The following is a 12323-nucleotide window of genomic DNA, read 5'->3' on the forward strand; positions in this document are numbered from 1 at the left end:
CAATGCTGACGCGGGAAAGCGTCTAACTCGCCTGTCAGATCTGACAGTAGACCAGCTATACCTAATACGACAAGATTGGATCCAAACAGAAGTGTTGCAGCACTGACAGGATGTCAACCCCAGGAAGTCGCAAAACCTTTGCGGCAAGGACTGTTATGAATATCCACGCCATGGCGCAATCGTCGCCACGCGACACAGAGGGCATTTACCCCTTCGCCGGTCTTCCCGTGCGACTGGGATTTCCCGCCAGTACCGATTTCGAAATCATCCACGATGCGCACGCCAGCCCTATGGGGGTCGCGGCGCGGCGTGAGTTTCTGCAAAGCCATCGGATGTGCCGGGTGTCAGGGCAACTTCTGCCCTATCGCTGCCGACAGACCCGACAGATGCTGACGGGCATCCACATTTACGATCCGCGCTTTTGCGGTTTGATCGAACACGCCTGCGACCCCAACGTGTTTCTCGACATGAGCGAGCTGTGGTTGTGGGCGTTGAAAGATATCCACAGGGGGGAGCGGCTGACCATGGACTACGCCGCCACCGAAGACAAACTGCTGCATCAGTTTGCCTGCGGCTGCGGAGCCAAACGCTGTCGAGGGTGGATCACCGGTTACGACGAACCGCCCAGCATCGAGGGCCAGCACTTTTTACAGCGCTGGCGGCACTCGGGTTTGCGCTGAAAGGCCGTTTACAACGCGCCAACCGGACGCAAACGGTATTGCGGCGGCAATTGCTCGAAACCACTGATGGTGGTGTTCAGGCTTTTCCAGCGGCCGTCCTTGATGCCGTAGATGCAACCGTGGATCGATAGGCTCTGCCCGCGATGCCAGGCGTTCTGGATGATGCTGGTGTGGGCGACGTTGGCCACTTGCTGGATCACGTTGAGTTCGCACATGCGATCAACCTGCTCTTCTTCGGTCGGTAACTTGGCCAGCTCCTCGCGTTTTTCGTAGTACAGATCGCGGATCGAACGCAGCCAGCCGTCGATCAGACCGAACTGACGGTCCTGCATCGAGGCGCGTACACCGCCGCAGCCGTAGTGGCCGGTGACGAGAATGTGTTTAACCTTGAGCACGTCGACCGCGTACTGGATCACCGACAGGCAATTGAGGTCGGTGTGCAGCACCACGTTGGCGACGTTGCGGTGCACAAACAGATCACCCGGCAGCATGCCGACGATCTCGTTAGCCGGCACACGTGCGTCGGAACAGCCGATCCACAGATATTCCGGCGTTTGCTGGCGCGCCAGCTTGGCGAAGAAATCCGGGTCTTCCTTGGTGATCGCGTCAGCCCAACGCTCGTTGTTATCAATCAGGTCTTGTAAGTCGTGCATGCTGTAAGGCCTCAAGAAAGATGCGCTGCTTTGACAGACGACCGCCCGTCGGGGTCACGCCAGAATCGCAAGTGATTTCATGGGAATTCTCGTGTGTCCGGTGAGTCCACCTTAGTAAGGCCCACAGTATGAGGATTTGCCATGACTGATTCACGACGCCCTTACGATGCGGTGCAACCGGAGCCCATCGATGATAACGAAGACCGCATGGGTTCGGTGCATGAGCTGGATTTCGATGAAGACGAGCCTAGCGCGAAAATCGGTGATGAAATCCCCGAGCGTGAACGTGAACAGTTGATGCCCCGTGAGCGTGTACGAGAGGCGGGCATGACCGGGGCTTCGGTCAGTGATCATGAGCCGACTGACGATGACCTGAGCCCGGAAACGCTGATCCATGAAGATGGCGCGCGGGACGCCGAAGAGGCCGGGGAAGGCAATCAGGCCGATTGGGACTTGAGCATCGTCGATGAAGATGACATTGGCGGAGGCAACGGGCTGGATGAGGCGGAACTGGCGCGGCGCGATCCGCTGGATGGCAACCGTTGATCATCAGTGCCTGACGGGACGCTTTCGCGAGCAGGCTCGCTCCCACAGGTTTTTGGTTTGATCACAGAATTTGTGTGCGAATCAAATCCACTGTGGGAGCGAGCTTGCTCCGGGCGGCGTTCCGACGAAGCTTTTAAGCAGGATCAGTCAACCAGGGTGCAGGCCATGACCACGGCATCTTCACGCCCACCCACCGCCGGATAATAATCCCGACGCCGGCCAATCTCGTTGAAGCCATAACGTTCATACAACTTGAACGCGCCCGTATTGCTGTCACGCACTTCCAGAAAACATTCCCGCGCCGAAGCCGCATAGGCCCGCGACATCAGATGCTCGAGCAACGTCAGCCCCAGCCCGCGCCCCTGATTTTCCGGTTTGACGGTAATGTTGAGCAGATGCGCCTCATCCAGAATGATCTGCACCACCCCGTGGCCAACCTGTTGCTCACCTTCGAACATCAGCCATATCTGGTATTTACCCAGGCCGTCGAGAAAAATCCCCCGGGTCCACGGATGGCTGTACGCGGCGTACTCGATTTTCAGCACGGTTTCCAGATCCGCCTCGGTCATCGGGCGGAACGATACAGCGTCACTCATTCGATTCTTTCCAGCGCGCCATCAGCCGACGCATGGCTTGCCACACAGCGGCCTTGCGCTGTGGCTCTTCCATTAACAATTCCAGACCGGGAATGGCCCAGGCCGAGCCCAGACCTTCGATCTGCAATTCACGATTGAACGCTTCGGCATCCGCTTCACCGGCAAAACGCACCGCCGGAAGGCCGATCAGCCACAGACAGGCGCAGGGTGCGGCTTCCATTTGCACGGAAAGGAAACCCTGAACGAAATCACGCGCCGCCTCCGGGCCTTGATCCATGGTGCCGCGATTGAGCCACGGCCAGCGCACCGGCTCACCGACGATTTGCGGCGCATCCGGCAGACCGGCGGCGCGCAGCATGTCTTTCAGCAGCAAATAGGCGGGATCACGGCTCTGGAACGGTTCGCCTGTGGGTAACTCGACCAGCAGCAGGCATCGCCCGGCGCGCAGTAATTGCAGGGCGAAACGCGGTGGTGGCACCGGTGCCGGTTTGGCGAGGACTGGCGTGTCGTCGGCCTCTTCTACCGGTTTGGCGTTGGTTCGTGTGCTGGCCAGCGAAGGACGCGGCACCTCGATCTTCGGCCGCTCACTCGGACGCGCAGCCGGTGCTGCCGGGGCTTCGGCCTGCGGAGCAAGCACGACCGGCGCCTCTACCTCGGGCTCGGGCATGTCCAGCAGCTCGGGCCGCGACGGTGCGGCGAAGGGCAATTCGGTGCGCGGCAGCCAGTTGACCACCTGCATGGCGTTCAAATAGGCGCGGCGGCGGGACTCGATTAGCAAGGGTCGGCCACTTGTGGATAACTGAAGTGCGCTGATTCTACCGCCCTTCGTTCAAGATCGCCCGTTGTAGATCGATACTCTTTCACGAGGCGCTTTACCCACGCTCTTTATACAAAGAATGCGACAGCCCGTCCCGAGAGTGAATCGCATCCTTCGTGATGCAGTACAATCGCCGCTTTTCATTGCCAACCAGCCGGGCATTCCGATGATCGAACCCAAGCGCGTCTTGCGCGCCCTCGCTGAACACTGGGCACTGCTTGAGCCACTGTGTGAGCACTTCGACCAAGGCACATTGAGCCTCAACGAACTGCGCTCGCAACTGGCCGCCCAACAACTGGACAGCACGCCGCAGGACATCACCAGCCTGCTCGACGTGTGGATTCGCCTCGATATCCTGATTCCGGTGGCGAAAAGCCCGAACCGTTTCGAGCTGAACGCACAGATCCATGATTTCCTCGCTTATCTGCGTCGCGAGCACCGACTGGGCCTGTGCCTGGAAATCGAAGCCTATTTGCGTCACCTCGAACGTCTGGCCGGTTACATCCAGGACGCATTCGAAGTCCGCGATGGCCACGACCTCGCCCGCCAGTTGCGCCTGCTCGACATGCGCGTGCGCGACGTACTGAAGAAGCTCGACAACGACGAACAGGCGCTGGTCGCCGTCGCCGAGCGCGCGAAGACCAGCGATCGGCAGATTCCATTGCGTCAGCGTTACGCCGAAGTACTGGCGACGTGGGACGAATACGTCGAGCCGATGATCGACCTGGTGAACGCCGATGGCGCCTTCGAACAAGGCGTGCGCAAGGTCGAAACCGTATTGCTGAAGATGCTCAGCGAACAGCAGCGTCTCGGCCATCTGGTCGATGACGACATGCTGCTGCGCACCCACGCACGCATCCTCGAGATGCAGACCAGCGCCCAACTGACGTTGCGTCACGCCCGCGAACTGCTGCTGCCGCTGCGTGAAGAAGCGCGCCGGCACAACGCGGTGACCCGTGGTGCCGCGTTAGCCCTGGCAGCGATTCGCCGTAAAGGCATCGACGCCGTGCCGCAAGCCGCGATGCCGCTGTTCACCCGCCCGCAAAGCACCTTCCTCGGCAGCGCCAGTCAGGTCGAAGCCTACGTCTATGCGTTGGCGCGTTTCGAGCCGAAACCGGCGCGCTTCCCCAAGGCGCACAAGACCCAGAAAGGCGAAGCCCCACGCGCGCCCCGCACCGTCCGCGAGATGGTCGACCGCTGCGAAGAAGCCTTGCCGATGCCGGATCTGATGACCTGGCTGCTCGAGCAGGAGCCGGACGGCGCCACTGACGAATTGCTCTACTGGTTCTCGCGCCTGTCGCGGGAAAAACGCTTCAAGCGCGAGCGTCTGGAACGCCGCGAATACCACACTCACGAGCACCAGGTCAGCCTGCGCTCCTTCGCCCTGCTCTCGGCCAGCGACAGCGCCGCCGAGAATTCTGCGAGCATCCCCAATGCATCTTGATCTTTCCGAACTGTCGCAACTCGCGCCGATCTTCCGCGAGCTGTTCAAGGGTTACCACGTCAGCCGCCGCGATCCGGAGCTGTACGCACAACTGTCGAACTTCCAGGATCAGTACCGCACGCTGTTCAAGGCGCTGGGCTTTGAACTGGTCTGCGATACCCGAGGTTTCTACTACTTTGTGCCGGACATGGCCGCTGCGGCGGTAAACAAGACTGCGCAGCGTCTGGCGCTGTTCACCTTTATCCTCGTTGAGCACCTGGCCGATCAGGGCCGCGACCCGATCGCCGTGCTCGATGGCGGCAGCCTCGGCCGTGAAGAACTGCCATCGCTGCTGGAGAAGTACCGCGACCTGTTCATTCAGGCCGAGGTGCAGACCGTTGAAGAGCTCGAAGAAAAGATCATGCGCCGCATGACTCAACTCGGTTTTGCCAGCGAAGAAAACGGCGTTTATCGCTTCCTGCCGCCGATGCACCGGTTCCTCGACGTGTGCCTTTCGGTGCAGCAGGACCGCGATCTGGCGGCCAGCGTGCACAGCGTATTGCCGTTGCCGGCACCGGTGCTGATCGACGAAGCGGCGGAAGCCAAATTCCTCGAAACCGACGATCCGCTCGATCTTTCAGAGTTTGAAGAGGAAAGCGAAGAAGACGCACTGGCCCGCGCCATTGCCGAAGAACAGGAGTCCGACGCATGAGCCAGGAACGCTACGGCATCCGCCGCTTTGCCCTTTTGAACACCGCCGGTTACAGCCTCGGCCTGTTCCCGCTGGAAGAACCGCTGTCGGTTTACGGCGCGAACAACCTCGGTAAGTCGGCGTCGATCAACGCCCTGCAATTCCCGATTCTGGCGCGCATGTCGGACATGAGTTTCGGCAAGTACAGCCTCGAACAATCGCGGCGCTTCTACTTCGCTTCCGACACCAGCTACATCCTTGTCGAAGTGAACCTGCCGCACGGCCCGCACGTGATCGGCGTGGTCGGTCGCGGCCCGGGCGGTGGTTTCGGTCACCAGTTCTTTGCCTATGCCGGCAAGCTCGATCTGGCGCATTACCAGAAGAACGACACCTGCCTGCGCCAGAAAGAGCTGTTCAGCAACCTTGAGAAAGAAGGCCTGAAAGCCTACGAACTCAAGCCGGACGAACTGCGTCGTTTGCTGGTTGGCGGTCACACGTCGATCCCGCTCGACCTGACGCTGATCCCGCTGCGCTCCACCAGCGAGCAGAGCCTGAAGACCTTCCGCGCGCTGTTCATCAACCTGCTGCACATGCGCGAAATCACTGCGGCCAAGTTGAAGCAGTTGTTCCTCGATGCCTTCGAGCACAGCCTGCGTTCCGGCAGTGTCGATTACATCGCTGCGTGCGAAGAAGCCTTCCGCGACGTGCGCCGGATGGAACAGGACTACAACTCGCTGGTCGCTGCCGGCCCGTTGGTTGAAGCCTTGGCCAACGGCGTGAAACAGCGCGACGTGCTGCGCGGCAAACTGCATCGCCTGTCGCCGCTGCTCGATTCGTTGCTCGGCACCTGGTCGGACTACGCCAGTGCGCGCAAAGAAGAACTGACCATTCAGGCTGACCACTACCGTGGCGAGCAGGACAGCCTGCAAAACGATCAGCGCGGCGGCACTCAGGAGTTGATGCGTCTGGAGCGGGAGATTTCCGGCATCCAGCGCTGGCTCGGCGAGCTGTCGGTACTGAAGAACCGCTTCGCGCTGGTCGATGACGTCAAAGTGCTTGAGCAACAATTGCTCGCGGCCAAGGATGCGCACGACGAACTGGCCGGTGCCTTGGCGCAATCCCGTCAGTTCAGCGCTGAAGATCTGGAAGAGCGCGTACGCGATCTGGAAAAACGCCTGAAGTCGGTGAAGCAACAACTCGATCACGCCGACAACAACAGCTATGCCCGCCTGCGCGAAGAGTTCTCGCAGCAGGACGTCGAGCGTTTGATGCGCCTGTTCAACAGCGCGCTGTTCAGTCTGCCGCTGGGCGAACACGGCATTACCCTCGACGACGATGGCGAGTGGGTCAAATCGGTTGAGCTGATTCTCGACGGCTTCAAGGGCGAGCGTTTTGAAGTGCCTGGTCTGTCGATCGACATCTCGCACATCGAGCCGCCGGCGCTACAAGCCTTGGCTGACCGTGCCGCGCTGCGCGATCAGAAAGAGCGTCTGGAAAAAGAGCTCAAGCAACTCAAGACTCAACAGGCTGTAGCCGCCGACCGCGCCGCGAGCAAAACCCAGACCGAAGCGCTGTACCAGCAAGTGCTGGACGCGCAGAAGGCGCTGGAAGATTTCCGCCGCACCCAGACTCTGAGTGCCGAGGAAGGCGACAAGCTCGAGCAACTGGCGCAGATGGAAGGCGCCCAGGACGAACTCAAGCGTTCCAGCGATGCGTTCACCGAGCGCGTCCAGCAACTGTCGGCCAAGCTGCAACTGGTCGGCCGCCAGATCGCTGACATGGAAGCCAAGCAACGCACCCTCGACGATGCGCTGCGCCGTCGTCAGCTGCTGCCGGCGGATCTGCCGTTCGGTACGCCGTTCATGGATCCGGTCGATGATTCGATGGACAACCTGTTGCCACTGCTCAACGACTATCAGGACAGCTGGCAAGGCTTGCTTCGCGCCGATGGTCAGATCGAAGCGCTGTACGCGCAAGTGCGTCTGAAAGGCGTGGCCAAGTTCGACAGCGAAGACGACATGGAGCGCCGTCTGTCGCTGCTGATCAACGCTTACGCGCACCGTACCGATGAGGCGCTGACCCTGGGCAAGGCCCGTCGTGCGGCGGTCACCGACATCGCCCGGACCTTGCGCAACATTCGCAGCGACTACGACAGCCTCGAGCATCAACTGGCGCTGTTCAACCGCGAGATCAACAAGCGTCAGGTGTCCAACCTGCAGAGCTTCCGCATCGTCCTTGCGCCGAACAAGGAAGCGCTCAAGCACATCGACCAGATCATCCACAGCGCCGGTCAGTACGAAGAAGGCGAAACCCTGTCGGTGTTCGATCTGAGCCAAAGCGCCGAGCAGGACAACAAGAACGAAGAGGCCAAGGAATACCTGGCACGGCTGGTGGCGGCAAACCACAACCAGCTCGGCCTCAAGGACTTGTTCGAACTGGCCTTCGAGATCACCAAGGTCAACGGCCAGCCAGTGATCCACACCGACATCGATGGCGCGGCGTCCAACGGCACGACCATGACCATCAAAGCGCTGACCAACATGTACTTGTTGCTGCACTTGATGGACCGCGATCAGGCCGGTCGCGTACGTCTGCCGTACTACCTTGATGAAGCAGCGGATATCGACGAGAAGAACCAGGCTGCGCTGCTGGAAACCAGTCTGCAACTGGGTTTCGTGCCGATTCTGGCGAGTGTGAAGCCGCAGGTCTGCGCCAGTGTCGCGATCGACCTGGAAGGCGGCAGCGGCCCGGCGGGCATCTACATCGATGAGGCGGACTGGAAGTACATCCGTCGCCATGATGTGGTCAAGGCAACGCTGAATGTTGAAGCGGATGAACCGGAGCTGGATGCGGTTTGATCGGCATTAACTGAAGGCAAAAAAAGGGCCGCGATCTGCTGGGATCGCGGCCCTTTTTTATGGTTTGGGGTTTGTGTTGAATTAAAGGGCCTCTTCGCGAGCAAGCTCGCTCCCACATGAAACGCATTCCAAATGTGGGAGCGACGGTGCGACGATTCGACTTGCTCGCGAAGGCGTCTTAATAGACGCCACATCAACTTCGGGTTACTTACCGAGGGAAATCTTCGGCGCCCACGTCAGCCACTCATCCTCAAACTTGTCGAACAACGGGAACGTCTGCTCAGGGCGCGCCGGGTTGCCCATGCGCTCACCGTCCGGCGTGGCGAAGGCGATGCCACCCTGAATCGCCGTCTCCAGCGACTCGGTGCGCACTGTCAGCCCATTGAACAAACCGATATCAAACCCGACACCACTGGTGTTCCAGAAACGGCTACCGCTGCGCACCAACGGTGCGTATTTCGGCTCGATCAGAATGTGCACCAACACTCGATCAGCGGTCTGGCCCAGTTCATAACCGGTGACTTTGCCCACGGTAATTTCACGGTAAGTCACTGGCACACCCGGTTTCAGCGAACCACGACGGGCCGCGCTCAAGACCAGACTCAGACCCGCCTCTTGCTTGGTCACTTCTGGCGCATTGGCCAGGGCCACGAAGTTCTTCTGCGGCCCCAGATTCTTCGCCGCCGGTTGCACTTCCACGTATTTTCCGGTCACCAGGGTTTCCAGATTTTCTGTCTTGATCAGGCCCAGCTCAGGTTTGACCACCCAGAATTGGCTGCCGACCCGGGCGATCTTCTCCGGCACTTCGGTAATCCGCGCCGTGAGGATCACCGATTGCAGATCATCGGTCAGATCGACGCTTTCAATCTTGCCGACATCCAGTCCCTTGAAGCGCACCGGGGTGCCACTGCGCAGACCATCAGCGCGTTCGACTTTGATCGTCACCACCGCGCCTTTCTGATTCGCCTCATCATGGTTGGCGAACAGGCGGAAACGTGGAATACGCTTCTGCAACGGCGCCTTGGCCTGCGGTGTTTCAAAAGCGATGCCACCGGCCATCAGGGTCTGCAGCGATTCGCTCTTCACTTGAATGCCGCCGGTCAGTCCGCCGGTCAGCGTGATGCCGCTGACATTCCAGAAGCGCGTCGACGCATTGACCAGGTTTTCGTATTCCTTCTCGATGTGAACACCGATGACCAGTTGCTTGCGAGTCTTGGAAAACTGGTAGCTCTGCACCGAACCGACCTTGACCTGCTTGTACAGAATCGGACTGCCAACATCGATGGAGCCAAGGACATCGGTGAACAACACCAGGTGCAGCCCCGGCGAACGCAGATCCAGCGGCGGCGCCTTCGGCCGAGCCTCGAACTCGCGTTTCGGCGCAGCGCCCTTGTCACCCGGGCGCACGGCGATGTAGTTACCTTTCACCAGCGCTTCCAGCCCGGTGATACCGGCCAGAGAAATCGACGGTTTGACCACCCAGAACTGGGTGCCATCGACCAGATAGTCTTCGGCCAACGGATCAAGAGTCAGCTCGGCAGTGGCGCTGTTCAGATCCGGGTCGATCTTCAATGCTTTCAGGTTGCCGACCTGAATGCCTTTGTACATGACTGGCGTGCGGCCAGCCTGCAGGCCTTCGAAGTCGCTGAGTTTGACCTTCACCCGGATCCCGGCCGCAGCAGCATCGAAATCTTCGTAGAGACGGAACGGCAGGCTCGGATCGGTCGGCGGGCTGTCCTTGCGGTTCTCCGGCGTGGCGAAGGCGATACCACCGGCGACGATGCTGGCCAGCGATTCGCTGCGCACTTTCACCCCGGACAGGTTGGCGTCGATGCTGATGCCGCTGGCGTTCCAGAAACGCGTGTGTTTGCGCACCAGTTTGGCGTAGGTCGGCTCAATGAAGACTTTGAGCTCAACGGTGCTTTGATCTTCCGAAAGCACGTAGCTTTTGATCTGGCCAACCTTGATCTGTTTGTAGAACACCGGACTGCCACGGTTCAGCGAACCGAGACGATCGGCCTTGATGGTCAGATGCAGGCCGGGTTTGGCATCCGACAGCGGCGGCTCTTCGGCCAGCGCCTTGAACTTGCGCACAGGTTCGCCTTCGCCAGGGCTGATGGCCACGTAGTTACCGGAGACCAGGGTTTCCAGACCGGTGATGCCGGCCAGGGTCACGCTCGGCTTGACCAGCCAGAAACGCGTGCTGGTCTTGAGGTATTGCTCGACGTCTTTGTTCATCTCGACGGTGGCGATCACGCCTTTGGAGTTGCCCTCGTCGTCGAGTTTGAGCGCCTTGACCTTCCCGACCGACATGCCTTTGTACATGACCTCGGTCTTGTTGGCCTGGATGCCTTCGCCACTCTCGAAGCGGATCTGGATCTCGATACCGGTTTCGGAGTAGGCACGCCAGCCGAGCCAGCCGCCGATGATCAGCGCGATCAGAGGCAGTACCCAAATGGCAGACCAGTTCGAGGCCGGTCGGGTTTTCGCTACGGGCAAATCAGTCATGGTCGTCGTCCGACTCCGTGTTATCCCAAATCAGTCGGGGATCGAAAGTTACTGCGGCGAGCATCGTCAGAATCACCACACTGGCGAAGGCGATGGCGCCAAGATTGGCTTCGACACTGGCAAGCCGGCCGAAGTTGACGACCGCCACGAGAATGGCGATCACAAAAATATCGAGCATCGACCAGCGGCCAATAAACTCGATAAAACGGTACATCCAGATGCGCTGACGGGCGGACAACGGCTGACGTCGTTGCACCGAAAACAGCAGCAGCGCGATGCCCACCAGTTTGAAGGTCGGCACCAGAATACTGGCGATAAACACCACCGCAGCAATCGGAATCATGCCGTGCTGCACCAACTGGATCACGCCGGACATGATAGTGCTCGGATCACCCTGACCCAAAGAACTGACAGTCATGATTGGTAAGACGTTGGCCGGAATATAGATGATCGCTGCCGTGATCAGCAGTGCCCAGGTGCGGGTGAGGCTGTTTGGACGCCGGGCATGAACCAGTGCACCGCAACGGGTGCAGGTTTGCTCGTCGGTGTCGGCTTCTTGCTTGTTCAATTCGTGGCATTCGGTACACACCAGAATGCCCGCATCAATCGCCCGCATGAGCGTCCTCTCCTGATAACGCCTGCCAGATCTGATGCGGTGACATCACCACCTCCAGCCATACCTGTACCAACAACAAACCAATGAAACATACCAGGCCAAGACCAACGGTGATCGCTGCCATATCAGCCAGTTTGACGATCGCCACCAGTACGCCCATGAGGTAGACCTCGAGCATTCCCCAGTCTTTGAGGTGGTGGTAAATGCGATAGAGCAACAAGCCGTAACTGCGGCCGATATCGAAACGGATCGTCAGCAATACGAATAACTGGCACAGCAACTTGAGCAGCGGTATGGCCATGCTGCACAGGAATACGACAATGGAAACACCCTGCATGTCGGTGTTGAACAAGCCAAGCACGCCGCTCCAGACCGTATCCTGCGAAGACTGTCCGAGGATATTGAGTTGCATGATCGGTAAAAAGTTTGCCGGGATGTACAGCAATAATGCTGCAATCACCAGGGCGAGGCTGCGCTGCACCACGTTATGGCGATGGGCGTACAACTCGTAACCGCAGCGTGGGCAGAGCGCTTTCTCGCCATGGGCAAGCGTTGGCTTACGCATCAGCAGGTCGCACTCGTGACAGGCCACCAAGTCTTCCAGCGGTAAATCTGACAGCCCAGGGGCGTCAACCGACTCTGACATAAAGGCTCTGGCTCCGAATAAGGTGGGGCTATTCTAGTGTTCTGATTCGAAAATAACTGTGCAAATTTGTTCGTTGTCGCGAGTAAAAAACTTTCCTGCGGGCAAAACAAAACCCCAACTGCTTTCGCAATTGGGGTTTCGGAATTTAATCTTGACGATGACCTACTCTCACATGGGGAAACCCCACACTACCATCGGCGATGCATCGTTTCACTGCTGAGTTCGGGATGGGATCAGGTGGTTCCAACGCTCTATGGTCGTCAAGAAATTCGGGTACTGACTCGTGACC

Annotated in this window: 11 protein-coding genes and 1 rRNA gene; 5 read left to right on the forward strand and 7 right to left on the reverse strand. The window is 59.3% G+C overall.

The genetic code is table 11. The annotated features are described in order from the left end of the window. Positions 1 to 155: 155 nt before the first annotated feature. Positions 156 to 680, forward strand: a complete 525-nt coding sequence (locus tag AC1DVF_RS14415) for an SET domain-containing protein-lysine N-methyltransferase (RefSeq protein WP_093441532.1) — start codon at positions 156 to 158, stop codon at positions 678 to 680. Positions 681 to 688: 8 nt separating this feature from the next. Here the strand turns inward: AC1DVF_RS14415 and can are convergent, their stop codons facing one another. Continuing rightward, entirely contained in the window at positions 689 to 1333 is a 645-nt protein-coding gene (gene can, locus AC1DVF_RS14420; RefSeq protein ID WP_007912954.1) for a carbonate dehydratase, read from the reverse strand. Positions 1334 to 1474: 141 nt separating this feature from the next. Here can and AC1DVF_RS14425 point away from each other — a divergent pair, with 141 nt between their 5' ends. Further along, on the forward strand, positions 1475 to 1879 hold the full coding sequence (locus AC1DVF_RS14425; RefSeq protein ID WP_016983591.1) for a hypothetical protein: 405 nt from the start codon (positions 1475 to 1477) through the stop codon (positions 1877 to 1879). Positions 1880 to 2022: 143 nt separating this feature from the next. Here AC1DVF_RS14425 and rimI read toward each other — a convergent pair whose 3' ends face one another. Beyond that, positions 2023 to 2475, reverse strand: a complete 453-nt coding sequence (gene rimI / locus AC1DVF_RS14430; protein WP_007912963.1) for a ribosomal protein S18-alanine N-acetyltransferase — start codon at positions 2473 to 2475, stop codon at positions 2023 to 2025. Beyond that, positions 2468 to 3214: an energy transducer TonB gene (locus tag AC1DVF_RS14435; RefSeq protein WP_477782650.1), complete on the reverse strand. Its 747-nt coding sequence runs from the start codon at positions 3212 to 3214 to the stop codon at positions 2468 to 2470. The genes rimI and AC1DVF_RS14435 overlap by 8 nt, the downstream gene beginning before the upstream one ends. A gap of 244 nt (positions 3215 to 3458) precedes the next feature. Here AC1DVF_RS14435 and mksB point away from each other — a divergent pair, with 244 nt between their 5' ends. From mksB to mksF, 3 genes are read left to right on the forward strand one after another with little or no spacing between them, the layout of a single operon-like run. Next, complete coding sequence (gene mksB, locus AC1DVF_RS14440) at positions 3459 to 4736, forward strand: Mks condensin complex protein MksB (protein ID WP_007912967.1); 1278 nt, start codon at positions 3459 to 3461, stop codon at positions 4734 to 4736. Further along, positions 4726 to 5427, forward strand: a complete 702-nt coding sequence (mksE, locus tag AC1DVF_RS14445) for an Mks condensin complex protein MksE (protein ID WP_007912968.1) — start codon at positions 4726 to 4728, stop codon at positions 5425 to 5427. The genes mksB and mksE overlap by 11 nt, the downstream gene beginning before the upstream one ends. Next, the gene (mksF, locus tag AC1DVF_RS14450; RefSeq protein ID WP_093441541.1) at positions 5424 to 8264 is read left to right on the forward strand and encodes an Mks condensin complex protein MksF; all 2841 of its coding nucleotides are present in this window, start codon (positions 5424 to 5426) and stop codon (positions 8262 to 8264) included. Before mksE ends, mksF begins: the two co-directional genes overlap by 4 nt. A gap of 204 nt (positions 8265 to 8468) precedes the next feature. Here the strand turns inward: mksF and AC1DVF_RS14455 are convergent, their stop codons facing one another. From AC1DVF_RS14455 to rrf, 4 genes are all read right to left on the reverse strand, one after another. After that, on the reverse strand, positions 8469 to 10772 hold the full coding sequence (locus AC1DVF_RS14455) for a PqiB family protein (protein WP_257356124.1): 2304 nt from the start codon (positions 10770 to 10772) through the stop codon (positions 8469 to 8471). Continuing rightward, positions 10765 to 11388 carry a paraquat-inducible protein A gene (locus AC1DVF_RS14460; protein ID WP_093441551.1) on the reverse strand — a complete coding sequence of 208 codons (624 nt, stop codon included), beginning with the start codon at positions 11386 to 11388 and terminating at the stop codon, positions 10765 to 10767. The genes AC1DVF_RS14455 and AC1DVF_RS14460 overlap by 8 nt, the downstream gene beginning before the upstream one ends. Beyond that, complete coding sequence (locus AC1DVF_RS14465) at positions 11375 to 12034, reverse strand: paraquat-inducible protein A (RefSeq protein WP_093441556.1); 660 nt, start codon at positions 12032 to 12034, stop codon at positions 11375 to 11377. Before AC1DVF_RS14465 ends, AC1DVF_RS14460 begins: the two co-directional genes overlap by 14 nt. Before the next feature lie 149 nt (positions 12035 to 12183). Then, positions 12184 to 12299: ribosomal RNA gene (gene rrf / locus AC1DVF_RS14470) — 5S ribosomal RNA — on the reverse strand. Positions 12300 to 12323 lie beyond the last annotated feature (24 nt).

The sequence above is a fragment of the Pseudomonas sp. P4_D7 genome, assembly GCF_056401755.1.